Origin of the sequence: Pseudomonas sp. MWU12-2319 (genome assembly GCF_023242525.1) — a bacterium.
Classification (GTDB): Bacteria; Pseudomonadota; Gammaproteobacteria; order Pseudomonadales; family Pseudomonadaceae; genus Aquipseudomonas; species Aquipseudomonas gingeri_D.
Window position 1 is genome coordinate 41,063 of sequence record NZ_JALJES010000010.1, and the last position, 24,168, is coordinate 65,230.

23 protein-coding genes are annotated in these 24,168 nt (G+C 59.0%); 9 read left to right on the forward strand and 14 right to left on the reverse strand.

The features are described from left to right. Positions 1-4 precede the first annotated feature (4 nt). On the reverse strand, positions 5-241 hold the full coding sequence (locus M5C01_RS17240; protein ID WP_103496201.1) for a hypothetical protein: 237 nt from the start codon (positions 239-241) through the stop codon (positions 5-7). A gap of 173 nt (positions 242-414) precedes the next feature. Here M5C01_RS17240 and M5C01_RS17245 point away from each other — a divergent pair, with 173 nt between their 5' ends. Then, positions 415-756, forward strand: coding sequence for a hypothetical protein (locus tag M5C01_RS17245; protein WP_152739631.1), 342 nt, complete (start codon positions 415-417; stop codon positions 754-756). Between the two features lie 250 nt (positions 757-1,006). Here the strand turns inward: M5C01_RS17245 and M5C01_RS17250 are convergent, their stop codons facing one another. Together M5C01_RS17250 and M5C01_RS17255 are read right to left on the reverse strand one after the other, a co-directional pair. After that, the gene (locus M5C01_RS17250) at positions 1,007-3,877 is read right to left on the reverse strand and encodes an RHS repeat domain-containing protein (protein WP_152739632.1); all 2,871 of its coding nucleotides are present in this window, start codon (positions 3,875-3,877) and stop codon (positions 1,007-1,009) included. A 275-nt stretch (positions 3,878-4,152) separates the two neighbouring features. After that, on the reverse strand, positions 4,153-4,431 hold the full coding sequence (locus M5C01_RS17255; protein ID WP_152739633.1) for a DUF3077 domain-containing protein: 279 nt from the start codon (positions 4,429-4,431) through the stop codon (positions 4,153-4,155). A gap of 618 nt (positions 4,432-5,049) precedes the next feature. Here M5C01_RS17255 and M5C01_RS17260 point away from each other — a divergent pair. The 3 genes from M5C01_RS17260 to M5C01_RS17270 all read left to right on the forward strand — a co-directional run bounded on the left by M5C01_RS17260 (position 5,050) and on the right by M5C01_RS17270 (position 7,422). Further along, entirely contained in the window at positions 5,050-5,856 is an 807-nt protein-coding gene (locus tag M5C01_RS17260; RefSeq protein WP_248764359.1) for a hypothetical protein, read from the forward strand. A 56-nt stretch (positions 5,857-5,912) separates the two neighbouring features. Further along, positions 5,913-6,440, forward strand: a complete 528-nt coding sequence (locus M5C01_RS17265) for a hypothetical protein (protein WP_152739635.1) — start codon at positions 5,913-5,915, stop codon at positions 6,438-6,440. A 466-nt stretch (positions 6,441-6,906) separates the two neighbouring features. After that, positions 6,907-7,422 carry a cytochrome b/b6 domain-containing protein gene (locus tag M5C01_RS17270; RefSeq protein WP_247263136.1) on the forward strand — a complete coding sequence of 172 codons (516 nt, stop codon included), beginning with the start codon at positions 6,907-6,909 and terminating at the stop codon, positions 7,420-7,422. Between the two features lie 3 nt (positions 7,423-7,425). Here M5C01_RS17270 and M5C01_RS17275 read toward each other — a convergent pair whose 3' ends face one another. From M5C01_RS17275 to M5C01_RS17290, 4 genes are all read right to left on the reverse strand, one after another. Further along, positions 7,426-7,779 carry a VOC family protein gene (locus M5C01_RS17275; protein WP_152739636.1) on the reverse strand — a complete coding sequence of 118 codons (354 nt, stop codon included), beginning with the start codon at positions 7,777-7,779 and terminating at the stop codon, positions 7,426-7,428. An 81-nt stretch (positions 7,780-7,860) separates the two neighbouring features. Further along, positions 7,861-8,340 (reverse strand): VOC family protein, encoded by a 480-nt coding sequence (locus M5C01_RS17280; RefSeq protein WP_152739637.1) that lies wholly within the window; start codon positions 8,338-8,340, stop codon positions 7,861-7,863. 91 nt (positions 8,341-8,431) lie between these two features. Further along, complete coding sequence (locus M5C01_RS17285; RefSeq protein WP_152739638.1) at positions 8,432-8,593, reverse strand: DUF2986 domain-containing protein; 162 nt, start codon at positions 8,591-8,593, stop codon at positions 8,432-8,434. A gap of 174 nt (positions 8,594-8,767) precedes the next feature. Then, on the reverse strand, positions 8,768-10,015 hold the full coding sequence (locus tag M5C01_RS17290; protein WP_152739639.1) for an outer membrane protein transport protein: 1,248 nt from the start codon (positions 10,013-10,015) through the stop codon (positions 8,768-8,770). A gap of 332 nt (positions 10,016-10,347) precedes the next feature. Here M5C01_RS17290 and M5C01_RS17295 point away from each other — a divergent pair, with 332 nt between their 5' ends. The 3 genes from M5C01_RS17295 (at position 10,348) to M5C01_RS17305 (ending at position 13,312) form a co-directional block, all read left to right on the forward strand. Continuing rightward, positions 10,348-11,121 (forward strand): SDR family oxidoreductase, encoded by a 774-nt coding sequence (locus tag M5C01_RS17295; RefSeq protein WP_152739640.1) that lies wholly within the window; start codon positions 10,348-10,350, stop codon positions 11,119-11,121. Between the two features lie 76 nt (positions 11,122-11,197). Beyond that, the gene (locus M5C01_RS17300; RefSeq protein ID WP_152739641.1) at positions 11,198-12,400 is read left to right on the forward strand and encodes a low temperature requirement protein A; all 1,203 of its coding nucleotides are present in this window, start codon (positions 11,198-11,200) and stop codon (positions 12,398-12,400) included. A gap of 6 nt (positions 12,401-12,406) precedes the next feature. Continuing rightward, positions 12,407-13,312 (forward strand): LysR family transcriptional regulator, encoded by a 906-nt coding sequence (locus tag M5C01_RS17305; RefSeq protein WP_152739642.1) that lies wholly within the window; start codon positions 12,407-12,409, stop codon positions 13,310-13,312. A gap of 218 nt (positions 13,313-13,530) precedes the next feature. On the opposite strand, the gene M5C01_RS17310 is transcribed toward M5C01_RS17305, so the two are convergent. The 3 genes from M5C01_RS17310 to M5C01_RS17320 form a co-directional block, all read right to left on the reverse strand. Continuing rightward, positions 13,531-14,163, reverse strand: a complete 633-nt coding sequence (locus M5C01_RS17310; RefSeq protein ID WP_152739643.1) for a hypothetical protein — start codon at positions 14,161-14,163, stop codon at positions 13,531-13,533. Between the two features lie 78 nt (positions 14,164-14,241). After that, positions 14,242-15,096: a transporter substrate-binding domain-containing protein gene (locus M5C01_RS17315; RefSeq protein WP_152739644.1), complete on the reverse strand. Its 855-nt coding sequence runs from the start codon at positions 15,094-15,096 to the stop codon at positions 14,242-14,244. Between the two features lie 81 nt (positions 15,097-15,177). Then, positions 15,178-15,966, reverse strand: coding sequence for a 2OG-Fe(II) oxygenase (locus M5C01_RS17320; RefSeq protein ID WP_152739645.1), 789 nt, complete (start codon positions 15,964-15,966; stop codon positions 15,178-15,180). 106 nt (positions 15,967-16,072) lie between these two features. Here M5C01_RS17320 and M5C01_RS17325 point away from each other — a divergent pair, with 106 nt between their 5' ends. After that, on the forward strand, positions 16,073-16,969 hold the full coding sequence (locus M5C01_RS17325) for a LysR substrate-binding domain-containing protein (RefSeq protein WP_152739646.1): 897 nt from the start codon (positions 16,073-16,075) through the stop codon (positions 16,967-16,969). A gap of 166 nt (positions 16,970-17,135) precedes the next feature. Continuing rightward, positions 17,136-17,804 (forward strand): signal peptidase I, encoded by a 669-nt coding sequence (gene lepB / locus M5C01_RS17330; RefSeq protein ID WP_152739647.1) that lies wholly within the window; start codon positions 17,136-17,138, stop codon positions 17,802-17,804. 129 nt (positions 17,805-17,933) lie between these two features. On the opposite strand, the gene M5C01_RS17335 is transcribed toward lepB, so the two are convergent. From M5C01_RS17335 to M5C01_RS17350, 4 genes are all read right to left on the reverse strand, one after another. Then, positions 17,934-19,649: an amidase gene (locus M5C01_RS17335; protein WP_152739648.1), complete on the reverse strand. Its 1,716-nt coding sequence runs from the start codon at positions 19,647-19,649 to the stop codon at positions 17,934-17,936. 147 nt (positions 19,650-19,796) lie between these two features. Further along, positions 19,797-20,975 (reverse strand): cystathionine gamma-synthase, encoded by a 1,179-nt coding sequence (locus tag M5C01_RS17340; protein ID WP_152739649.1) that lies wholly within the window; start codon positions 20,973-20,975, stop codon positions 19,797-19,799. Beyond that, positions 20,972-22,348 carry a cystathionine beta-synthase gene (locus tag M5C01_RS17345; protein WP_103498720.1) on the reverse strand — a complete coding sequence of 459 codons (1,377 nt, stop codon included), beginning with the start codon at positions 22,346-22,348 and terminating at the stop codon, positions 20,972-20,974. Before M5C01_RS17345 ends, M5C01_RS17340 begins: the two co-directional genes overlap by 4 nt. A 263-nt stretch (positions 22,349-22,611) precedes the next feature. Beyond that, the gene (locus tag M5C01_RS17350) at positions 22,612-24,168 is read right to left on the reverse strand and encodes a rhomboid family intramembrane serine protease (RefSeq protein WP_178129858.1); all 1,557 of its coding nucleotides are present in this window, start codon (positions 24,166-24,168) and stop codon (positions 22,612-22,614) included.

Sequence of the window (24,168 nt, forward strand, 5' to 3'; positions counted from 1 at the left end):
GCCGCTAAAGCCAGGTATTCACTACCCGCCGATCCAGCTCCTCCCACTCCGCCATGCCCAGCACCCGGGTGGTGTTCAAGCCGCGTAAATAGCCGCGCAACTGATTGGCGGTGGCCTGGAGAAGCTCGGGGTCGGCCGGGCTTTCGGCCAGCAGTACGGATTCGTACTGGACCAGGTAATCGGCCACCCGCTCACGGAAATCGGGCAAAACGGCGTCGCGGATCAGGTCGAATGTTCTCAAGGAGACCTCCTTATGAGTCTTTTATTGTGGTGATGGGGTGTGTCGCTGCCTGCACGGCGGACAACTATTGCTAGACGTAATACTCACCATCACGAAACGCAAGTTCTACTTTGTCGACAATAACCGGAAAATCGCCGCCATCGAACACATTGCTTATTTTCAGGAAGAGATTGATGCGCCCTTCATTTGTGCTTGCCATGGCCTTGGGCTCTTTGTTGCTGGCCGGTTGTGCCTCTGCGCCGAACGACCCGACCCTGACCTTGCAGACCAGCAAGACCCCAGCCCAATACGCCGACTGCGTCGTACCGAAATTGCAGCACAGCGCGTTGAACCCGACCGTCTCGCAGACCCAGCGCAGCTACCGGATCGTGGTGACGAGCAAGGTCTCGGCGGACAACGTGCTGGAGGCCCACAAGGCTGGGACGGGTGGCAAGGTGTTCGTCTACGAGCGGCATTTGCTGGCGTCGAACTTTCTGCCTTCGAGTTTTGAACGTGCGGCTCAGGATTGCATCTGACGTCGGCGAGTAAACGCTTTTTATCGCGCTCCTTTGGTTGGCCGCAACCGACCCATTTTTTTGCCCCGCACCGGGTTCGGTTGTGGGGCTTTTTTGTTTGGGGATGAGCAATGCCTGACGTGCTGGTGTGTTGCTCGGTGGATGAAACGCAGGAGGAGGGCGGTAATCTGAAGGTTACCGCCGGATGCGCAGGGTGGCCAGCCAGGCGATCGGCGCGAGTGATAATCAGCGTGTCGCCTGGCTGCAGAAACTATGTATTATTACGGCGCAACATGTTAATTGAAGTTGAATTCATATAGTCATAAATATCAGGGCGACCATTTAGCCTGTAAAACGGTACCCCTGCATCTCGTGCTATGCTATGGGCATAAGTATTTTCCAGCAAGATGTTATCTTGGCTGGTTAGCTCAACGCTATCTTTTGGCGGATATTTAATTGCAAAAGAATTGTGTTGGCCTGTCATAAGTAAATATCCTTTTATTTTCACTTCTCCTGTGGCTGGCAATCCTTCTGTAATATTAACAAAGGGGCGAGTAGCAACGACTATTTCATTTCTAGCGTTATAAGTATTTTGGAGGATTTCTTCAGGTTTAGACAACCTCCGTTGGTAATTTTGTATTTCCCGAGCCAGCATGCCATTCCGTACATATGATAACGACTTTTCTAAGGAGGATCTTTCTTGTGTCTTGTCGAACACTCTCGTAAGGTTTTCAGTCCTATCAGTTTTCCCAGTATTAAGTTCAATCATGAGATCTTCAGAGTGAGCAGCAAGAATATTCTGATAAGGTACGTCAAGTATTGCGCCAAAAGCACGATACGTAAAATTTTTATTTTCAGTTATTAAACTTGCCGAAATAGCATCCCAGCTTTTTATTTCTTCGTTGGCATTGTTCGAAAAGATCCCTTCGCGGTTAATAAGATGCTCAACAGGTGCCATATGAACAATAAATTTGTAATGCTCAGGTTCAGAGCTTTCTGGCATACTCAAATGAGAAAAATCCCATGCCTTTAGTATATCAGCGCGCTCCGTCGATGCAGGATGAGTAGGTAGACGGCCGTCAATATCACAAAACGTTACAGGACTGTTCCTGCACATGCGATAGAGGTTCAGCCCATCCACCGTCTCGGCAGGGTCCGCGCTCAGCCAGCGTCCTGCCCACGGCTGGTAATAACGATAACCGTAATAATACAGCCCCGTAGCATCAAGCTCCTTGCCCGAGTAACGCACCGTTTTGTAATCCGCTTCCACAGCACTGCGGGCCGTCCACACCGCCGTGCCCCCGTAGGGGTAGTATTCCTCCATGCTGATGACATTTCCGACAGCATCCAGCTCAACCCCGCTACTGCCGGTGAGATTGTCATAACTCCAGCGTACCTGGTCATTGCTGATTTCGTCCGGCTTTCCGCTCTCCCAGTGATGCACCCGTACCTGTGCGTGACCGGCCTCGCCCACGCAGATAACCTGGAGGTTCCCTTTTTCCGTTTCGCCAGCTGATGTGGTACGTAGCTCCAGCCCCGGCAGGTACACCACCCGCTGCGTCCGCGTACTGCTGCCTGTCTTATGCACGCTGACTTTAAGAATACGCTGGCTGTCGCCGTTATAGCGGTATCTTTCTCGGTCGTCTGTGTCGCCGTCACGTACCACCGGTGTCACCTTCAGCAGTTCGTTACGCGGGGTCCAACTGAGCTGTTGACCCGGCTGCAGTTGCTTCTGCTGCCCACCCGCCATGAACAGCGTATCCACGTCTGAGGGATTTGTGGTCAGTGTGCTCAGCACGCCCCGGTTGCTGCGGTCGCTGATTGTTAGGTCTGTAGTGTAATTATGACTAGTCGCCGGCGCGCTATGGCGTATCTGCACCAGGTTGCCAGCTGCGTCATAAGTGTAAGCGCGAGTGTAGTTTGTGTATGCGGAGCTGTCTGCGGGAAGGGGAACGGTGACGGGGGGGAAGCTGCTACCCTGCTGAGCGGCATTTGCCATCTCGCGCCCGGTGGCGCAGACCAACTGGTACAGGCTGTCATAGACATACGTGCTCTCCGGCACTACTTTTTGGTTACGCCAGAACCGGGTGGCTTGCGCATCATTCCTCATCCTCAGCACGTTGCCCACTGGGTCATAGTTATAGCTCAGGTCCTGCAGCACTTTTTCCCCGGCCGCGTGCCCGGATGGGCGTTCCGTTTTTATACCGGTGAGTCGCTGTGTTTCAGGCTCATACGTATACGTTGTCATCACCCCGTTACCGTGCACTTCGCGCAGCTTCTGCCCGGCGGCTGAGTATGTCAGCGACGTCACGATGGCCTGCTCTGTACCCTCTTTCAACGTCAGCCAGCTTCGGCAGAGCATGCCCGTCACGTCGTATGCCGCCCGCTGCACGTTGCCTTGCGCATCAGTGGTGGTCAGCACCGCTCCGGTGGCGTCTGCGGTGGTCAGGGTGATATATGCCTCTTCATCGAGCAGGTCATTCCAGGCTGATGCATCCTCACCCTGCCAGTCGGTCACGGTATCCGGGTTATCGGCATCCTTCAGCAGGTGGCGGGTGATGGAGAGTGGGATGCCGGTCAGGGCAATACTGTCCGTCTGTATCAGTCCGGATGTGTCGTAGTGACTGACACACTGCCCTGCCAGATTAAGGGCCTGCTCGGCGTCCGAGTTACCGGCATAGACGAAGCGTTCCGTAATACGGGTAATCCCGTTTGTCATTGCCTCGGCTACAGACAGCGGGCGTCCTGGCATATCATCTCCCTCATACTCAAAGGTGCGGGTGACGGCTTGACTGTGGTCTTCCGTGCTATCACCGGCGGTGCGGATGTTGCTGACCGTAATAAACGGCCGTCCGGCGGCGTCGTTCAGGATAATGGTGGTACCGGCGTCAACGCTCTGCGTGCGCAGCACGTTGCCGGCCAGGTCCGTGAGCCAGCTGAAGTTCGCCAGACCGGCGGCGTACAGGCGCGGGTCGGCACTTTGCGTGAGAAAGCCACGCGCATCGTAGCGATGGCGGGTAATGCGTTCATCCGTCACCGCAGGGGTGTCGGGATGGCGGTGGTACGAGATGTTCCGTACGGTCAGACCGCGGTTGTCGAACACCGTAATCGACGGAGTGTTACTGAACAGCGAAGTGCTCATAATTTTCTCCGGTGTATTATTCTCGTGTGTATCGTTGTGCAGTCAGTCAGGCCGCATGGGAAATCATAGAACAATTCAGGAGAATTGAGCCTGTCAGCCCGATGACCCAGAGCCGGTATTCACGCGCTATGGCTATCGTCTGAAAGATAGGGTGCAGCAGTTTGATGCCAAACTGCAGAAATCAGCTCCATATTCAACTTGACGCCTAGAGCGAGGTTGCACCAACAACCGTTTTGTGCGGGCCGGCAATTGCTGCCAGCCCGTAGCTACATAGTCTAGGCCTTTTGACCAGACAATATCCTCTGGTTTAGATCATCGACTACCGCCTTGCCCATTTCGCAAAGGTAGTGAGACGCCCAGGCATAACGCTCCCCATCTTTCTCCATGGCCGCATCCAAGGCCAAGTGTTTGGCACAGTAAAACAGGTTGGAGGCGTGCTCCATGGCGTCCTTGATCGGGATATCGGGATTGACTCGGAACAATTCCTGATTACCTGCGCCGCAGGAGGCAAAGGTAATGACGCCGAGGGTCTTAATGGGGGGAAGGTCGCTCATTGGACACCTCCAGCAATTACGCAGGTGTCCGATGTATGAAGGTCGAGCGAAGCGAGTACGTGCATGTGTAAAGCTCCTACGTCTAAGTGAGAGCAGCCACGTTCGTTCCAAGCGAGGGGGTGGCAGCTGTACGCAGGTTGGAAACCGGGGACATAGGACCCGGCAGGACCGAAATCCTCCCGCGCACAGCCGCCATTGAAAAAAGCGGACGAAAAAACGCCCGCAATTGTAACCGATGGGCGCCTGTGCGCTATGTCTTCGGGTTTCCAAGCCCGGTCGCCGAATAGGCGGCGACTACCGAAGACTAGTGTTCGGTCTCTACCGCGACAAGGTCAGGATTATTACCGATTGTGGCGAGGAGGCATTTTGAAGGACTGCGACCTCGGCGGGGGGGGGGCAAGTGGGCGACTATACGAAAGATGGTCATGACGGACTCAAGGCGGTGCATAGGCGTTCAACATAGGTCGGATTGCTGCACTATCCAGACCAGCACAATCAGTAGAATTGCCTTGAATACGGCAGTGGCTAATTAGTAGCATGCGGCCCCTGCTATGGACCCCCGTTCACACCCGAAACCCATTGGCCAATACAGGCCGTACCTCTTCAGAGTTTCCCGTTATGGCTCGCAGGACGCGTACCTTACTGATTATCCTTTTGCTGTTGTCGGCTGCTGCTCTCTGGCTCAATGTCGATTGGTCGAGGCTTGGAAGGTTCTACCATGGTCTCCGTCTGGCACAGGCATCGATGCTCACAGACGAGCAAAACAAGCAGATTCTCCAAGGCTTGAAAAAGGACTTCGGCGAACAGGCGAGTTTCTCTTACACCGTCAGTAGCGACCACAACGGCACCGTCACCAAGACGGTCCGGGCGATACTGACGTGCAGCTCCATCAATCCTCCGCGCTACCTTGATGCGGTCGTTCACCGGGTGCATGACGCCGGGCTGGGTTGGCCCGACAAGGTCGAATTTGTCTATACCTGCGGCTTTGTCAGGCCACCGTCTTTCGAATTAACGCCTCGGGAAATGTCACAGGCCATGGAGGAGCGGGCTAAAGAGGACTTCACGTGCAGGGATGTTCGTGCCGGGACGTACTCGATACCGGGCACTCAGACACAGCAATCCATGTTTGTGCAGGACGGCGCTGTTGATATGAAGTTTTCCAAGGACGAAGACGGAAGGGTTGTAAAAGCACAATGGACGACAGGGGAGCAATTCATGCAACCCAAGGAGCAGCTCCGGCTGATGCGTTGCATGACCTATGCGTTGCTGCGAACCCTCGCGCCAGAATTGTCGACGCAAGAGGTTCAGACAGAGGCCGACGCCATCTGGCCGGCCAACGGCGATTCGGCCTCGGTGAAGATAGGTCGTTATACGGTCGAATCCAAGTCCAAACCGTTGGAGATGGTCGCCTATCCTGTGCGTTGAGCTTGGTTGGCGTCTATCACGAGCAAGCTTGCTCAAAAGGTATCAGGGAGCGGTTGATGGACGGGAACAACAAGTTTTTCTGGTATGCGCTGTTAGCTGGAACGGTTGCGCTCAGCGGTTGTACTTCACTACTTCAGGGTCAGCAGTATCTCTTCCCCCGGCCGGACGAACCTTCAGCGACGGTTCGTCTTGCATACGAACATGGCACCACCCTGGACGCCATGACCTTCAACGAATCAGGTTGTTACGCGGGCTTCACGCCATTGCCAAACACTGACGGTCTTATCGAAGCGCCGGTAGCCGTGGGCAAAGAGCTGGTATTGACGTACCGACGAGTACTCGCGGATAGCGTGTGTCAAATCCCTTTTTCCTTCACGCCTCAGGAAGGGGCTACTTACATCCTGAAGTCGGGCTTCTGGAGTGAGTCCAGAACGGGCATCCTGCCCATCTTTACCAGAGACCAACATTACTGCGGGCTTGGCGTTATTAAAAAAATCGGGACTCAGGAGAGCGTCGAACCCGTTCAACAGCTGCACATCAAGACGGGTTTTGCGTGTCTTAGGTTCGTCAGACAGGAGCAATAAGCTGGTTGTTTCGGTGGGTCAGTTTTGCATCGGTACTGACAGTCTCCAGGCGAAGGGTGGCAGCTGTACGCAGGCTGGAAACCGGGAAATCAGGACCCCGGCAGACCCGAAGGTCTCCCGCGCACAGCCGCCATGACACAGATAAGCGGGCACAAAAAAACGCCTGCAATCGTAATCCATGGAGGCGTCGAGCGCCTGATTTCTTGCCGGGTTTCCAGGCCCGGTCGCTGAATGAGCAGCGACATTCAAAGGCTAGTGCCCAGCCTTCACAGCGACAAGCCCGGGAGTATTACCGATTGTGGCGAAGGGATTTCATTGACGCAGAGCATCCAAACCCCGCAAACACGGGGGGTAGGGCGCCCAAACCCTTGCAGTGTGCATAGCGGGATAGTACCGTGGAACTGCAAATAGAAATGCAAATCCTTCTGACTAATGGGCGCCGCACGATTTTATGGACCAACCCGTCTTGCAATCACCCCCCAAGCCCTATACGACCACCCGTATCTACCTGCATTGGATCTCCGCGCTGGTCATCCTCTGGGCTACGTTGAGCGGCTTTGGTGTGACCTTGCTTCCCGTGCATCACCCCGTTCGCCAGTGGGTGGAAAGCATCAATCCCCAAATAACCACGGTGTTTATTCCGCTCTTTGCCTGGCGCCTGTGGTTATACCTGAGCGCCTCGTCCGAACAGCCGACAGGCCCCCGAGACCTGCAGAAAAGCATCGCCAAGCTGACCCACACCCTGATCTATTTCTGCGTAAGTGGCGTACTGCTGACCGGTGTGGTGATGATGAACCATCCCGTGCTGTTGCTTGGGATCATGCCATTGCCGCAGTTGCTTCACTCGGTGCCAGCCCTGGCAGAGGTTCAGCAACTGCATCATCTGCTCTGCACGATGCTGGTCGCGCTGCTGGCATTGCACCTGGCCGCAGTGGTGCGGCATCAGTTCCGAGGCAACCCGGTGCTGCGCCGGATGCTATGAAGTTCAGCCACTGTGTTGCAACACATTGATCAACGTACCCAGCGGATCACGCACGAAGAAGCGTCGAACGCCCCAAGGTTCGACGGTCAGCGGGTAGGGGATCTCATAACCTGCACGTTGCGCCCGCTCGAAGACCTCGTCGAGGTTGTCCACTTCGATGGACAGTTGCGGAACCGGCGCGCCGGAACCCCCTTCGCTGGCAATGCTCAGCTGTGCGAGGGCCTGGCTGTCGGAGGCCAGGGTGACGATCCAGCCGTGGTCCATCACCGGGGCGATATCAAACAGCTCGCTATAAAAGGTTGCGGCTTCGGCGGGGTGCTGGCTGGTCAGGTTGGCGACGATACGGCGGACGGTCATGAGGGGCTCCAGATGGGGCAGGAGCGTTCAGCATAGTCGGATTGCCAATCTATCCAAACACCCGGCCCCGAGCCGTACGGCTTAACCCTTCAGCGCCGCCTCGATCACCGCGATATCGATCTTTCTCATGCCCATCATGGCCTCGAACGCCCGCTTGGCCGCCGCTCGATCAGGGCTGGAGATCGCCGTCGTCAATACACGTGGGGTGATCTGCCATGACAGCCCCCACTTGTCCTTGCACCAGCCGCAGGCGCTTTCCTCGCCGCCGTTGCCGACAATCGCGTTCCACAAGCGGTCGGTTTCGGCTTGATTGTCGGTCGCCACCTGGAACGAAAACGCCTCGCTATGCTTGAACACCGGCCCGCCGTTCAGCCCGAGACAAGGGATGCCCATGACGCTGAATTCGACCGTCAGGACATCGCCCTGTTTGCCCGAAGGATAGTCGCCAGGTGCACGGTGGACGGCGCTCACCGCGCTGTCCGGGAAGGTCTCGGCATAAAACGTCGCGGCCTCCAGGGCGGTGCCGTCGTACCAGAGACAAATCGTGTTTTTGCCGGTCATCTTGAGTCTCCACGATTGGGGAATGGTCCGTGGATTTTAGTCGATGACAGATTGGAGCGATTGCCGAGCATGCCGTGATGCCCGTTATCGATCAGCTTTCAGGGGAGATGATGGGGTCCTGACCGGCTTCAGCCGCCAGTTTCAATCGGTCAGCTTTACTGATGTACGTGTTTTTGCTCTTGGGTGCCAGTTTGGCACTGGCCTTTTTGGCGTTGGCCTTGAATAACTGCTTCAGCTTTTTTTGACGATTCATATTTTCCTACTCGGCTTGTCAATGCATCAATGGTATCAGCTCCTTGATCGGCTTGAGAAAACAAAACACCCCGCGAAAGCTGACCTTCGCAGGGTGTGGGGGGCTCTCATCAACCTGCATCAGACCCGGCAGGTTCTTCTAGCCAACAATCGAGCGCTTCAAGCTCGCCGTGAATCAGAACTTGTAGGTAAAGCCCAGGCCGTAGCCCCATGCGCTGTTTTGGTACTGGGCGCTGTAGGAGCCTTTCTGCGGGTTGTTCAGGTTGATGTTGACGTCTTCTTCCTTGAGGTAGGAGACGGCGAGGTCGATGGTCAGGTCGTCGGTTGGGCTGTAGCCGGCACCGACGCTGACAACACGGCGATCACCCGTTGGGATGCGCACGGAACGGTCGGTGTTGTTGGTCGGTGCCTGGTCGACCGACAGGCCGCTGCGCAGGACCCATTCCTTGTTGACCCGGTAGGACACGCCAATGGCCGAGGCCCAGGTGTCATGCCAGTTCTGCGGTTCGGTGCTGGTGGTGAGCTGGCCGGCGAGCGGGCCGGTCACACCCTGGTTGTTGATGGTGATGTCTTGCAGGCGGCTCCAGCGGGTCCAGGTGGCACCGCCATAGACGGTCCACTGATCATCCAGTTTCTGGGTGATCGAGAAGTCCACGTTCTCTGGCGTGGTGATATCCAGGGAGGTCTTGTAGCGGGCGTTGGGAATAAAGGGCGTGAGGCCGGTGACGCTGGTGTGGCCGTCCAGCGAGTAGCTGACCTTGGAATGGTAGGTCAGGCCCAGGCGGGTGGTGTCGGTCGGTTGGACAATCACGCCGACGTTGTAGCCCACCGCTGTGTCGTCGCCCTTGACGTCGACAAAGCCGTTACCGATCGGCAGTGTGGAGCTCAGCTCGCCGTTGATACGGTTGAAGGTCGGACCGAAACCGATGGAAACCACGTCGTTGATGGCGTAGCTGACCGTCGGTTGCAGGGTCACAACCTTGACCTGGCTCTTCTGGCCGTAGTTGCTGCCGGCAAAGCCGCTTTCATAATCGGTGATCAGGCCGAAAGGCGCGTAGGCCCCCAGACCCACTGCCCAGCCGTTACCCAGCTGTTTGACGAAGAAGGCATTGGGTACGGACGTGAACGGGACCATATCACCGTCGTTGGTGCCGCCCGGGCGACCGCCGCTGGTGTTCTTGATATCGGTCTTGGCATCCAGCACCGCGACACCGGCAGTGACTTGGTCGCGCTTGAGCAGCGACATGCCGGCCGGGTTACCGTAAAGGGTGCTGGCATCTTCGGCGGAAGAAGAACGACCGGCATAACCGGTGCCCATCCCGCTGATGCTTTGTTCGTTGATGGCAATACCACTGGCGAAAAGTGGGCTGGAGGCGAGGGTAACGGCAAGGCTAAGTGTGGTCTTGAGTATGACTTTTTTCATTATTAGAACTCTGGGGGTAATCACGTGCGGCGCAAATTACCAATGTTTCAGTTTTGATGCTATAGGCTGAATGGCTTGAGATAGAGCGGTTTGTAGGGCAATCCGACGAGAAATTGCCGGGTTTTATGGAAAATAGGTGTTTGTGATAACGGTCGATAGAAGTGGATGATGAGTCATGGCTTTTTCAGGTGCGGGGATCTTTCTGAGACTTTCTCCGCTCGCCACTGACGATTGGTCGTAATACCTGGACAGTTCATCCAGCCTTCACTGGCTTATCTTTGCGCAATGCCTCTCTAGACTGTGGCGTACTTTCATCAGCCAGGAGCTACGCCATGCCAGACCATTCCATCAAAGGTAAAGTGGTGCTTGTCGCCGGTGGTGCCAAGAATCTGGGGGGGCTTATCGCTCGGGACCTGGCGCAACAAGGTGCGAAGGCTGTGGTGGTGCATTACAACAGCGCCGCCAGCCAGCCGGACGCCGAGGCCACTGTGGCGGCGATCAAGGCCTTGGGCGCCGAGGCCGTGGCATTGCAGGCCGATCTGACCACGGCCGGTGCGGTGGAAAAACTCTTCAAGGATGCGGTGGCGGCAGTGGGGCGGCCGGACATTGCGATCAACACCGTCGGCAAAGTCTTGAAAAAACCGATGTCCGATATCAGTGAGGCCGAGTACGACGAGATGATGGCGGTCAATGCCAAGTCCGCATTCTTCTTTATCAAGGAAGCGGGCAAACAGCTCAACGACAACGGCAAGATCTGCTCCATCGTCACCTCGTTGCTGGGGGCGTTCACGCCTTTCTATGCGGCTTATGCCGGTGGCAAGGCCCCCGTCGAGCACTTCACCCGGGCCGCGGCGAAGGAGTTGGGCGCACGCGGTATCTCGGTGACGGCGGTAGGCCCGGGCCCGATGGACACCCCGTTCTTTTACCCGGCTGAAGGCCAGGACGCGGTCAACTACCATAAAACCGCAGCGGCTCTGTCGCCGTTCTCCCATACCGGGCTGACGGATATCGCGGATGTGGTGCCGTTTATTCGCCATCTGGTCAGCGACGGCTGGTGGGTCACCGGCCAGACGATCCTGATCAACGGCGGCTACACCACCAAGTGAGCCGATAAAAAACATTGCAACCCCGGCATGGCGCGTTGACACTTTTTCCCGACACTACCAGGCCACGGGGTTGGACATGAGCGTAAACCGGCACGCGCCTCATCCTTTGCTTCGCCATCGCGACGGCCATCATGCGCGGGTGACCTTCGAAGAACTCATGTTCGATCTGGTGTATGTGTTCGCCGTGACGCAACTCAGTCACGGCCTGCTCAATCACCTGACCGGGGTCGGGGTGATGGAGACCCTGGTCCTGTGGTTCGCCGTGTGGCTGGGCTGGCAGTACACCGGCTGGGTCACCAACTGGTTCGATCCCGAGACGCCGTTGATACGGGGGCTGATCTTTGCCCTGATGATCCCGGCCCTGCTGATGGCCGCCAGCATCCCCGAGGCTTTTGCCGGGCGCGGACTGGTTTTTGCCCTGGCCTATGTCTCGATCCAGGTCGGGCGCACGGGCTTTATCGTGTTGCAACTGCCCCGTGAGCATCCCCTGGCGCCCAATTTCAGACGCATGCTCGGCTGGGTGGTGGTGGCCGCAGTGTTCTGGGTGGCCGGTGCCTGTGTGGACGGGCCGCTGCGCATTGGCCTCTGGTTGATCGCCGTGTTGTGCGAGTACATCTCGCCCATGTTCGGTTTCGCCTTCCCCGGCCTGGGACGTTCGCGTACGAGTGACTGGACCATCGAAGGCGGCCATCTGGCCGAGCGCTGCCAGTTGTTCGTGATTGTCGCCCTGGGCGAAACCCTGCTGGCCAGCGGCGCGGTCCTGGGCGAAACCGGGCATTGGGACATGCCCATCCTGCTGGGCCTGGGAGCGACGTTCCTCGGTACCCTGGCGATGTGGTGGTTGTACTTCGGGACCGCCGGCAAGGACGCCACGCAGCGCATCACCAGCGCCGACGATCCTGGCCGTATCGGTGCCTACTTTCACTATATCCACGCCATTCTGGTGGCGGGGATCATCACCACGGCCGTGGGTAACGATCTGGTGATGCTGCATCCCGACGGGCAACTGTCGACGGTCGAGGCCATTACCCTTGTGGCCGGTCCGATGATCTACCTGTTCGGCAGCATTCTGTACAAGCGTGTGGTGTATCGGGTGGTGCCCAAATCCCATCTCGCCGGGCTGCTGTTGCTGCTGGCGCTGGTGCCCGTCGCCTATACCACGGACCTGCTGATGATGAGCTGGCTGACCACGGCGGTGATGCTGGTGGTGTGTGTCATCGAAGGACGCGTGGTCAGGCGCTATCGAGCCCGGCACGCCCACGCACCCCTCAAGCATTGACGGCCTATGGACAGAATTGAGCAGTACCGGGTCTTTCTTCAGGTGGCCGAGCTGGGCAGTTTCATCCAGGCCGCGCGGGTGTTGAAACTGCCACGGGCGACGGTGTCCGCGGCTGTGCAGAAGCTGGAGGCGGATGTCGGCACGCGCCTGCTGCATCGCACCACGCGCAAGGTCAGCCTGACCGCCGACGGCAGCCAGTTGCTGGAGCGTGCACGGCGGGTGCTGCTGGATATCGATGATATCGACCAACTGTTCCAGACCCATCAGCAGCACGTCTTGGGGCGGCTGAGTGTCGATGCGCCCAGTCGCATCGCCCGGCGCCTGATCATCCCGGCATTGCCCGACTTGCTGCGTCGCTACCCAGGACTTCAACTCTGTTTGGGCTCCACTGATCGGGCCATCAATCCGATAGAGGAGGGGGTCGATTGCGTGATCCGTTTCGGCACGCCAGAGAGCAGCAGCCTGGTGGTAAAACCCTTGGGGCAGGTGCTACTGGTCAACTGCGCGAGCCCGGGGTATCTGGCCGAATGGGGTGTGCCGGAGCATCCTGATGATCTGGAGGACGGTCATCTGTGTATCGGCTACGCGCCCACCATTGGTGGCCAGGAGTTACCTTGGGAATACGTCCTCGAGGGTGTCGAACAGTCCCGGGCACTGCCCAGCCAGGTCGTAGTGAACAACGCTGAAAACTATATCGCCAGCTGCTGTGCCGGGCTGGGACTGATCCAGGTACCGTTGTTCGATGTCCGGCATCTGCTGGAGGCCGAGGTTCTGGTTGAAGTCATGTCCGCGTACCGTGCGGCACCCATGACGGTTTCGGTGTTATATCCTGATCGGCGACAGCGCTCGCGCCGGCTCGGCATGTTTATCGAGTGGTTCGCGACGCTGATCGAGCCTTTTCTAGCGCGATGATCGAAGGCGGCTTCAGCCGGGAATTGACGCCGGCCAGTTTCCGCTCCCCATCACCTATCTCCGAGTGGTCATGCAATGGATGTACAGACGAGTATTCGCAAGGCCACTCAAGATGACGTCGAGCAGATAACAGCCCTGGTGGCCGAAGCCTATTCGTCTTACATCCCGCGAATCGGCAGGAAGCTCGGTCCCGTGCCTTAAGAAAGGTTTTTTACCATTCACTGAAAAGTATCAGTGACTAAAAAGAAATGATCCCCACACGGTCGCGCTGAAGAGATCGCTTCATTGTGTCCCGATTGTTCGGGCCGATTAAGTGGGTTGTCCGTTTCATCGTAGACAAGACTGTGGAAGATATTTGCGCTGCCGGCTCCACCGGTTTCACCCCAGTCCCATTCCTGATACTTGGGAGACGGTCCGGGCAGGTTGCGCACCAGTTCCGTGTAATGACTGCGGGTCAGCTGAAAATGAATCCATTCGGGGCTTATTTGATAATGGGTCGATGCCGCCAGTAGCCCGATCGTCACGGCGGGTGCCGCGACAACAGACATCAACCTTCGCCATCGACGGGCCCATAGATTGGCCACAAGGCCTATGACAAAAGCACACGAGGCGATCAGGGCAGGGATAACGAGCAGGGGGACCAGGAGAAGATAAAGCCCAAAGATCCGGTCCAACTCGTGGCCCAGATAGAAAACAGTGCCGAACACCAGCCAGACGCAGAAGTGGCCCATGGCAAACCCGTTCCGGTTCCTCGACGGAGTCTGCCCGATTTTACTTTCAGCCCGGTTCAAGAAATTCAGCTTCTTTGCTCTTAAAAAAGGCGCATAGAAATACCGGCAAATAGCCAGCATTTCAAATGAATTATGAGCGTTAGGGCATCTATGGCTGCTGATAAGGCTCGCAGTAGATGCCGCCCCCTTATAAGGGTGTCAAGGCGCTATATCGGCCTTGAACCATTTTTCCGAGAGTTTCTTGACTGTCCCGTCCGCCAAGGCTGCGCTCAAAGCCTGGTTGAACCGGGCCTTCAAGTCCGCATCGGACTTTCTGAACGCCAGCGCCTCACCCGGGCCCCAGATCGGTCCGCCAATCTTCGGGCCGACCATCTGCACCGCCTGGTTCTCGGGATTTTGCAGCGCGGAGGAAAAGAACGTCACGTCGTCAAAGGCAAAATCAATGCGGCCGGCGTTCAGGTCCATCATGTGCTCACCGGACTTCTTGTAGGTCCTGATGGTCGCCACGCCTTTGAAGTTTTTCTCCACGAAGTCCGTGTAGGCCGTTCCCGACTGGATGCCGATGGTCTTGCCTTTGACCAGTGCCTTGAGTTTCTCGATGGCGGCCTGATCCTGGATGGGGTCACCGCTGAGTTTTACCGTCTGCGTGCTTGGCGCGGTTGCGATCATCGCCGGCGTGGCACTGACGAACACACCTTGTGTGGCCGCATAGGGCCGCGAGAAATCGACGATGGCCTGGCGCTCTGGCGTGATAACGATGGCGTCCATCAGCATGTCGAACTTGCCGGCATTCATCCCGGCGATCATGCCGTCCCAGTCCTGGGCCTGGAGCTTGCACTCAAGCTGGATTCTCGCGCACAGGTCCTTCAGCAACTCAGGTTCGAAACCGGAAATCTCGCCGTTCGGCAGGGTGCTGTTCCAAGGTTCATAAGCCCCCTCGGTGGCCACCCGGACGGTGGTCCAATCCTTGGCCGTGGCCATACCGGTGAACAGCACGCCGCTCAGGGCGCAGCAGGTAAAAAGGGTGCGGGTGGAGCGAGTGATGGCGTGCATGTGTTTCCCCAAAGAGTTCGAAAAGGTTCGGCAGGGGCAAGCAGTGACGGGTGATCTTCTTGTTTGAGTGGTACGGATGGATCAGGCCGTTCGGCCATAGAAGCCCAGCTGTTCCTCGGCGCTGAACAGCACGCCGGGTTTTTCGTAGTAGGAGAACACCGCCACCATGCGTTCCCGGGCACCGCGCACGGGGGTGACGCGATGGGCGGTGTTTTTACCGCGAAACACATTCAGCGTGCCCGCGCGCAACCTGAGTGTCTGCACCTGCGGATCACGCCCTTCGAGCAACTCGGCGACGCCGGCATAGTTGGGATCATCGGCGCTACGCAAGTCGCTGCTGTACTGGAACTCACCGCCCTCGTCGGGCGCTTGGAGCATCAGCGTGGTGGTGAATTCAGCGCGATCGAAGTGCCAGTTCAAGGTCTCGCCGTGGCGATAGCTCATCACATTGACGCGGGCCAAGGGGTCGGCCATAAGGTGCAATTGTGGCTTCTCCATGACCGCGGCCAGAAAGGCCAGCAATGGCGGGTACTCGTACACCTCGTTCACCAGGCTGCCCTTGAGTTGATCGGCGCACAGGGTATGGCTGACCGTCTCGACCCGGCGCAGCGCCGGGTGATCCGCCGGCAAACCCTCGATTGTCGGTTTGAAGTAAATATTGTGGGTGCGGCTGTGGGTATGGGATTCACGGCTCATGGTTGGCCGAATGTGCTCAGCCGCCTGACGCACCGCGTCGGCCATGATGAAGCCTTCCAGGTTGAACATGCCGTTGCGCTTCAATTCGGTACGGCACCTATCGACCAGTTCATTCCACCCATCGCTGCCTTCGCGGTCGAGTGGAAAGCGCTCAAGATCCATGACGTTGTTCATGATGACCCTCTCGTTGTAGATGGCCTCAACTTACCCCACGAAAAACTTCGCAACAACGGCACAAATTGTTAGGCTCCCCCTAGTAAAACTTAGGGGAAGAGCGCTTATGCAACGCTTACCACCGCTCAATGCCGTGCGTACATTCGAGGTCGCCGCGCGCCTGGGCAGTTTCGTGTTGGCGGGGGCTGAGCTGGGGGTGTCATCCGCGGCCGTCAGCCAGCAAATCCGTCATCTGGAAGACTTCTTCGGCAAGAAGCTGTTCGTCCGCAACGGTAATCGCCTGGCCCTGACCGATGCAGGCTTGGCGATGTACCCGCAAACCTCGCGGGCGTTGAACGAAATTGCCGCGATGACCCTGCGCACCCTGGAAGGCGAGATTCGCACCCGGCTGATTGTCAGCGTGCCGTTTTCCCTGGCGGAATGTTGGCTGGCGCCCAAGCTCATGGAACTTGTGGAGTTCTACCCGCAACTGTCGGTGGATGTCCGTGTGGAGGACGACCCCGTTGACCTCGCCCGACATGACGTGGACCTGCGGGTCAGTTACGGGGACTATCACTATCCTGCGTGTGAGGCCATTCCCTTGTTCCATGACGAAGTGCTGCCGGTGTGCGCGCCGGAGTTGTGGTACCGACATGGGAACAAGGACTTCGACCTCGCGCCTGTTCACCAGAGCCTGTTTATTCATACGCAGTGGGGGGCCAATTATGCGTCGCACCCTACGTGGAGCGACTGGTTCGCCTCCGAGCGGTTGGACAATCCGCCGGACCCTGCCCATGGTCGGCGCTCGGGGTTATCGAGTTTGTCGGTGACGCTGGCCAGGTTGGGCATGGGCATCGCATTGGGGCAGAAGGCGATTGCCCAGCGAGAGTTGGAGGCAGGGCGCTTGATCGCGCTTTCCGCTGTTTCGTTGAAGCTTGGGCATGGGTATTGTGCGTTTGTGCCGCGGGCCAAGCGGGGGCGGGGGGATGTCGAGCGATTGTTGGCGTTGTTGGGGAAAAGCTGAACCCTCCGTCCCGGTCGAACAACACACTCCGAGACCGGCATCGCCAGTCGCTGCGCGGTTCATGTAAGCTGTTTGCGCTGTAGTAAACGTAGGCAAAAAATGACCCTGGGTTGCTTGGCGGATGCCAGGAGCGTTCTCTGCAGCCCTTTCTGTATTGCGAGGATGTATGCGACGTTGGTTGAGCCGGTACCGTTACGTCATTATTTTCTGGCTGTGCTTTGGCGTTTTCCGCACATCCTTGGCCGATTGGAATCCCATCCCCTCCGGATCCATGCGCCCGACCTTGGTTGAGGGGGATGTGGTGCTGGTGAATCGGGTGGCTTACGACCTCAAGTTGCCTCTCACTGATATCTCCCTGGTCAAGGTTGATAATCCTCGCCGGGGCGATGTCGTGACCTTCACCTCACCCAAGGATGGCATCCGCCTGATCAAGCGGATCGTGGGTATTCCTGGCGACACGCTGGAAATGAGGGATGAGGTGCTGTGGGTCAACGGTACCCCTGCAACCTACCTGAATGCGCAGGACATCATCGAACCTATCGCCTCTGGCCAGTCAGTCCCGGGTATCAAGTTGACTGAGCTCGCGGACAAGAGTCAGCGCTCCGTTCAGTTTATGCCGACGGTACGCGCCTTACGGAATTTCGGTCCTGTTGTGGTGCCTGCCGACCATTACTTCATGTTGGGGGATAACCGTGATGACAGCGCGGACTCAAGGTATATCGGCTTTGTGCCACGCCGGCTGTTGATCGGGCATGCGCACCATATCCTGGCGTCGGCTGAGATCTTGGATCACTGGATGCCGCGATTTCGCCGATTTGGCTCGCCGATATTGTGATGTCACCCCGTGCCGCAGGATTCGACCGGGTTGCCGGATTGCCCTCCCGGACACCAGCGTTATTACCTGAAAAAGCCCTCCAGGGCTGAAAGGGGATTGGAGCCCGCACGGCCCCAATCCCATCCCCGGTTACTGGTTGCCTGTCGCCAATGCCGGCGTACGAGGCGGGATCAAGCGCTTGGTCCCGGTCGATTCAAATGCCGAAGCGAGATGAAGCAGCGCTGAGTCGTCATACGCCCGGCCAGCGAAGGTCAGGCCGACCGGCATGCCGATATCCGCCATGACGCCCATCGGCACAGTGACCGTGGGCACACCCAGATGGCGGATGGCGAGGTTGCCGTTGGCGACCCAGATGCCGTTGCTCCAGGCGATATCCGCCGACTGCGGATTGATATCGGCATCCGCCGGACCGACGTCGGCCACCGTCGGGAAGAGCACCGCATCGAGCCCCAGGCGATCCATCCACTCCTCGAGATCGATACGACGGGTCTGTTCAAGCCCACGCAGTCCGTCAGCCAGGGTGCTGATCTCGTTCCAAGGGGTAATGCCACGCTCGGCCATCCGCACATACTCGTCCATGCCGGCGGCCAGGTCGCCTTCGCGGTTGGGCAGGGTGCCGGGGTCGTGGGGGAAAATCTTCGGCCCGTCCACGTCTACCAGACGGTTCAACGCGGGATCGCCGTTGGCCCGCAGGAAGTCATCGAAGGCCCAGGCCGACAGATCCCACAACTCATGGTGCAGGAACTCCTTGGACACCAGGCCCCGGGTGAACACCGTCGGCGTACCGGGACGATCACCTTCGCAATTGGAGACCAGCGGGAAGTCGACTTCCACCACCTCGGCACCGGCCGCTTCGAGGGCCTTGCGCGCGGCTTCCCAGAGATAGATCACGGAAGCCCGGGTGTTGATGCGTTGCCCCGTCGGACCACCGATCCCCGGGGCCTCGCTGGTGCCCGCTTCGGGATCGGCATTGATGAACATACGCGGCACACCGAAGCGTTTGCCGGCGAGTGCATCGGTGCCGGCGGCCAGTGCGCCATAGGACGCGGGACGCACCGAGGCCACGTTCGGAATCGGTACCCAGGGTTGCATTCGCCACAGATCGCCACGGGTATCGGGATCTTCCGCTACCACCACGTCGAGCACTTCGAGCAGGTCGGCCATGGTCCTGGCATAGGGCACGACCACATCCATGGTCGGGGTCAGCGGCCAGTTGCCGCGCACCGAGATCACGCCCCGGGAAGGGGTATAGGCACACAAGCCATTGTTCGAAGCCGGTCCACGTCCGCTCGACCAGGTTTCTTCCGCAAGGCCGAAGGCCGCGAAGCTGGCCGCGGTTGCGGTCCCGGCGCCATTGGATGAGCCCGAGGCGAACGGCGCGGTGAGGTAGCCGGCGTTGTACGGGCTTTCCGCCCGGCCGTAGACCCCGCGCTGCATGCCGCCGTTGGCCATGGGCGGCATATTGGTCTTGCCCAGGCAGATGGCACCGCCGGCGCGTAGCCGTTCGATGGTGAACGCGTCGCGATGGGCGATCAGCTTGGCGAAGGCCGGACTGCCGGAAGCGGCGGTAAGCCCCTTGACCAGATAGCTGTCCTTGGCTGTATAGGGAATGCCATCGAGTGGCCCCAGTGTTTCGCCCTTGGCCCGGCGAGCATCGGAGGCCTGTGCTTCCTTGAGGGCATCGGGGTTGCGAACCACTACCGCGTTGAGGGCGGTAGGCGTGTCGGGGCCGTCGTAGGCGTCGATCCTGGCGAGGTAGGCCTGGACCAGCTCAACCGCCGTGGTCTGGCCGGATTCGAGCGCAGCACGCAGCTGGGCAATGGAAACTTCGGTTACTTCGATCATGTTGTTAGCGCCGACTGCGGAGGGGGCGTGATGGGGATTGGCATTACAGGGGATGCTGGGCCACTCAATCAGCCCGATGGAAAACGCAGTTTAAAATAAAGACGGCAGGCCACCAACTTTCATTGAAGGTGGCCTGCGCTGCGGGGTTTAGATCCGTGCCAATGCCTGCGCCAGATCCGCCCGCAGGTCTTCGACATCCTCGACACCGACCGACAAGCGCACCAGCCCATCGCCGATGCCAAGTTGCGCGCGGGTTTCAGCAGGGATGCTGGCGTGGGTCATGATCGCCGGGTGTTCGATCAGGCTTTCCACGCCGCCCAGGCTCTCGGCCAGGGCGAAGATCTCCACGCTTTCGAGGAAGCGCTTGGCCCCGGCCAGGTCGCTTTTCAGGTCAACCGAAATCATCCCGCCGAAGCCACGCATCTGCCGACGCGCCAGTTCGTGCTGTGGGTGTGACGGCAGGCCCGGGTAGTAGACGCGCGCCACCTGTGGCTGACGCTCCAGCCAGGTCGCCAGGTCCAGGGCGTTGCTGCAATGGCGCTCCATGCGCAGCGACAGGGTCTTCACGCCGCGCAGGGTGAGGAAGGCGTCAAAGGGCCCGGCAATGGCACCCACCGAGTTTTGCAGGAAGCCCAGGCGTTCGGCGAGTTCGGCGTTTTGCCCGACCACCGCGATGCCGCCGATCACGTCGGAGTGGCCGTTGAGGTATTTGGTCGTGGAGTGCACCACGATGTCGAAGCCCAGCTCCAACGGACGCTGGATCCACGGACTGGCAAAGGTGTTGTCGGCGACGCAGATGATGCCGCGATCGCGACAGATGCGGGCGATGGCGGCAAGGTCGGTGAGGCTCAGCAGGGGATTGCTCGGCGTCTCGACCCAGACCATCCGCGTAGTGTCCTGCAGCGCCGCTTCGAAGGCGCCGAGGTCGGTCAGGTCGACGTAGCTGAAGCGATGCCCGGCGCTGCGTTGGCGAACCTTGTCGAACAGGCGGAAGGTGCCGCCGTACAGGTCATTGCCGGAGACCACATGGGTGCCGGCGTCGAGCAGTTCGAGCACGGTGGAAATCGCCGCCAGTCCGGAGGCAAAGGCGAAAGCCTGGGTACCGCCCTCAAGGTCGGCCACGCAGCGCTCCAGGGCAAAGCGTGTCGGGTTGTGCGAGCGACCGTAGTCGAAGCCCTTGTGCACCCCGGGGCTCTCTTGCAGATAGGTGGAGTTGGCGTAGATCGGCGGCATCAGCGCACCGGTGGTCGGGTCCGGCGACTGCCCGGCATGAATGACACGGGTAGCAAAGGCGCGGGGGGCGGCGGACTTGTCGTGCTGACTCATGCAAGGGATCTCCGTAAGTGATTGAGCAGGTCGACGCGGGTAATCAGGCCATGGAAGCCCGAGGCGTCGGCGATAATCGCCACCAGCCCGCGAGCCAGCTCGGCCTGCAGTTCAGCCAGGCTGGCGGTGGGGGCCAGGGTTTGCAGTTTGTTGGTCATGACGCTGGACACGCTCAGACGGAAGTGGGTCGCGTCGTCATGCATACCCAGCAGGATATCCGATTCGTCGATCACGCCCACCAGTTGTTGGCCGTCCACCAGCACCGGTAGCTGCGACACGTCCGCCAGGCGCATGCGCTGGAAGGCGGTGAGCAGGGTGTCGTCCGGACCGACGCTGATCACCCGGCCATCCTCGAAGCGCCGCGCGATCAGGTCGCGCAGATCGCCGTAGTGCTTGTACTTCAGCAAGCCCTGGTCGTTCATCCACTGGTCGTTGTAGACCTTGGACAGGTAACGGGTGCCGGTGTCGCAGACAAAAGTGACGACGCGCTTGGGTTCGGTTTGCTCGCGGCAATAACGCAGCGCCGCGGCCAGCAAGGTGCCGGTCGAGGAGCCGCCGAGAATGCCTTCGGCGCGCAGCAGTTGGCGGGCATGGTCGAAGCTTTCTTCGTCGCTGATCGAATAGGCCTTGCGCACGCTGGACAGGTCGGCAATCGACGGGACGAAGTCTTCGCCGATGCCTTCCACGGCCCAGGAACCCGCGGTGCCGATGGTGCCGCTGCGGCTGTATTCGGCCATTACCGAGCCGACGGGATCGGCCAGGACCATGGCCAGGTCCGGTTGTACGCGTTGGAAGAAACGGGTCAGCCCGGTCAGGGTGCCGGCCGAGCCGACGCCGACGACGATGGCGTCCAAGTCGTGTTGGGTTTGTGCCCAGATCTCTGGCGCTGTACTGGTTTCATGGGCCAGCGGGTTGGCCGGGTTGTTGAATTGATCGGCGAAGAACGCGTCGGGAATATCCCGCGCCAGCCGCGCGGCGACGTCCTGGTAGTATTCGGGATGGCCCTTGCCGACATCGGAGCGGGTGATATGCACCTCGGCGCCCATGGCCTTGAGGTGCAGGACCTTTTCGGTGGACATCTTGTCGGGGACCACCAGCACGACCCGATAGCCCTTGGCCCGGCCGACCAGGGCCAGGCCGAGACCGGTGTTGCCGGCAGTCGCTTCGACGATGGTGCCGCCGGGACGCAGGCGCCCATCGCGCTCGGCCGCATCGATCATTGCCAGGCCGATACGATCCTTGATCGAGCCGCCAGGGTTCTGCGATTCAAGTTTGAGGAACAACGTGCACGGACCGGTATCGAAGCGGCTGACGCGCACCAGCGGCGTATTGCCGATCAGTTCGAGTACGGCGGGGCGGGAGTTGTTCGGCATGTGTCACCTCGTTACGGGGGCGTTCGTATTGGATGGACAGCAGGCTGGGGCGGCTGGTTGCAGATAAATGTATCGCTTGGAACATAGGCCGGGATTGCCCCGGCCGCAACCTGGAGGCGGCCAATCATGGACAGACTGGTGACGGTGAATGTGTTCACCCGATCGGGTTGTTCAAGGTTTCATCGGGCCCGTGATACGCTCATTGGCCTCCCTGCGGCGTTGGGCGTGCCGCTGGTGATCAGCAGGCTCGGGGATGGCCGCTTTCAATGACGCCCACCTTGCTTGTTGGCCGCGGCCAGTCGCTGAAGCACGGCGATCTGTTCCATCGAGTCACTCTTGAGCGTCTTGACCTGGGCCAGCAATGCCGGATCCGGCGTGGGCTCGCGCGCGATCATGATTGAGCTCAAGCGACACATTTTTCGCATGTCGTCGAAGTAGCGCAGCATGGCTGACTTGACCACGATTTGCGGCGAATTGGCGGGTAGGCGGGCGTTGTCAACGGCGGTATACAGTTTGTTCCATTGCGGGACGACCTCTCGTGAGATGGCAATGGCTATCATCGCTCTTTTGCCTGGCGTATCCGTAGGTTGGCGCAGGAGCGCGGCCATCTCTTTCATGGTTTTTTGCTCGGTCGGGCCGAGGCTGAGAACCAGTGCCCTGAATTGAATCTCTTCACGGGCAGTCTCGCTGGAGCGCGCCAACGGGTAAACTGATGCGATCAGGACGGCGAGTACCAGTGCACAGGAAAACAAGGTGCTTTCAAGCGCCACTTTTGTGCGAACCGTCGGGTTGAGCGAGCTGGCCAGGGTCAAGCCAAGTAACACGCCGCCCAGCAAGCCGCCGAGATGGGCGCCGTTGTCGATGCCCGGGTGGGTAAAACCGTAGAGCAGGTTGTACCCGATGAGTACCAGTATGGAGACGCGTTGCTGTACGGCAATCGACTTCGGTAACTCGTGGCGGTATTTCAGTACGAACACCAACAGTCCACCGAACACCCCGAAAATCGCCCCCGACGCCCCCGCACTGTTGATCATCGGATGCCATAGCAAACTGGCAATGCTGCCGGTGACACCGGCAAACAGATACAACATCAGGAATCGGCCGCTTCCGTACAGGCGCTCGGCCAGCCGGCCGATCTGGTACAGCGTGAACATGTTGAGCATCAGGTGGATCAGGCCGAAATGGACGAACACCGATGTGAGCAGGCGCCACCATTGCCCCGTCAGTGTGTCAGGGCCGAAGTTCGTGCCCCATTTGACGGTCATTGCCAAGTTCTGCGCCATGACACCAACACCACCCGCGCACATCGCGAGGTAAACCAGCACGTTGATCGCGATCAGCCCGTAGGTGGCCCATGTGATCGGTGCCAGTGTCCGGATCCGTTCGGAGTAGCTGGACAGGGCTATTTGCTCGGCCTCATGGGCAGGCGTTGCGTGTCCGGGGAGCCATTCGAGGATTTGTTGTGCAGCGTTGCGGCTGGATGCGATCAGGAAGACGTGTTGGATGCCGTCGGGGCCATGAATGTCGAAATAGACATACTTTCTGATGGTTTTGGCATCAAAGATCTGGCTGCGCGGGATGACCCGTTTCGTTTCGGTGGAACGTCGGAACAGCCTGCGACTCGACTTGATGAGTACGACTTCCTCATCGGTGATGCAAAGCTCTCCTTTCCTGAGCATGGAGCGCAGAACAGCACCGCGTTGCCCTCGCTTGGGCCTGACGGCGAACCGGGCTCTGAACGTTCCCATGAGCTTGCTGCCCGGAATATCCGGGAGTTCCGGGGGGAGGGTGAAGACCATTGTTGGCTCGATCCGCTCCAT

Excerpts from the sequence above, each read along its gene's own strand:
- M5C01_RS17255 (WP_152739633.1), bottom strand. The coding sequence starts at position 4,431 with ATGAGCGACCTTCCCCCCATTAAGACCCTCGGCGTCATTACCTTTGCC.
- M5C01_RS17345 (WP_103498720.1), bottom strand. The coding sequence starts at position 22,348 with ATGCCGAACAACTCCCGCCCCGCCGTACTCGAACTGATCGGCAATACG.
- M5C01_RS17285 (WP_152739638.1), bottom strand. The coding sequence starts at position 8,593 with ATGAATCGTCAAAAAAAGCTGAAGCAGTTATTCAAGGCCAACGCCAAA.
- M5C01_RS17325 (WP_152739646.1), top strand. The coding sequence starts at position 16,073 with ATGCAACGCTTACCACCGCTCAATGCCGTGCGTACATTCGAGGTCGCC.
- M5C01_RS17245 (WP_152739631.1), top strand. The coding sequence starts at position 415 with ATGCGCCCTTCATTTGTGCTTGCCATGGCCTTGGGCTCTTTGTTGCTG.
- lepB (WP_152739647.1), top strand. The coding sequence starts at position 17,136 with ATGCGACGTTGGTTGAGCCGGTACCGTTACGTCATTATTTTCTGGCTG.
- M5C01_RS17265 (WP_152739635.1), top strand. The coding sequence starts at position 5,913 with ATGGACGGGAACAACAAGTTTTTCTGGTATGCGCTGTTAGCTGGAACG.
- M5C01_RS17300 (WP_152739641.1), top strand. The coding sequence starts at position 11,198 with ATGAGCGTAAACCGGCACGCGCCTCATCCTTTGCTTCGCCATCGCGAC.
- M5C01_RS17335 (WP_152739648.1), bottom strand. The coding sequence starts at position 19,649 with ATGATCGAAGTAACCGAAGTTTCCATTGCCCAGCTGCGTGCTGCGCTC.
- M5C01_RS17250 (WP_152739632.1), bottom strand. The coding sequence starts at position 3,877 with ATGAGCACTTCGCTGTTCAGTAACACTCCGTCGATTACGGTGTTCGAC.
- M5C01_RS17320 (WP_152739645.1), bottom strand. The coding sequence starts at position 15,966 with ATGAACAACGTCATGGATCTTGAGCGCTTTCCACTCGACCGCGAAGGC.
- M5C01_RS17350 (WP_178129858.1), bottom strand. The coding sequence starts at position 24,168 with ATGGAGCGGATCGAGCCAACAATGGTCTTCACCCTCCCCCCGGAACTC.
- M5C01_RS17305 (WP_152739642.1), top strand. The coding sequence starts at position 12,407 with ATGGACAGAATTGAGCAGTACCGGGTCTTTCTTCAGGTGGCCGAGCTG.
- M5C01_RS17290 (WP_152739639.1), bottom strand. The coding sequence starts at position 10,015 with ATGAAAAAAGTCATACTCAAGACCACACTTAGCCTTGCCGTTACCCTC.
- M5C01_RS17260 (WP_248764359.1), top strand. The coding sequence starts at position 5,050 with ATGGCTCGCAGGACGCGTACCTTACTGATTATCCTTTTGCTGTTGTCG.
- M5C01_RS17280 (WP_152739637.1), bottom strand. The coding sequence starts at position 8,340 with ATGACCGGCAAAAACACGATTTGTCTCTGGTACGACGGCACCGCCCTG.
- M5C01_RS17275 (WP_152739636.1), bottom strand. The coding sequence starts at position 7,779 with ATGACCGTCCGCCGTATCGTCGCCAACCTGACCAGCCAGCACCCCGCC.
- M5C01_RS17295 (WP_152739640.1), top strand. The coding sequence starts at position 10,348 with ATGCCAGACCATTCCATCAAAGGTAAAGTGGTGCTTGTCGCCGGTGGT.
- M5C01_RS17315 (WP_152739644.1), bottom strand. The coding sequence starts at position 15,096 with ATGCACGCCATCACTCGCTCCACCCGCACCCTTTTTACCTGCTGCGCC.
- M5C01_RS17310 (WP_152739643.1), bottom strand. The coding sequence starts at position 14,163 with ATGCTGGCTATTTGCCGGTATTTCTATGCGCCTTTTTTAAGAGCAAAG.
- M5C01_RS17340 (WP_152739649.1), bottom strand. The coding sequence starts at position 20,975 with ATGAGTCAGCACGACAAGTCCGCCGCCCCCCGCGCCTTTGCTACCCGT.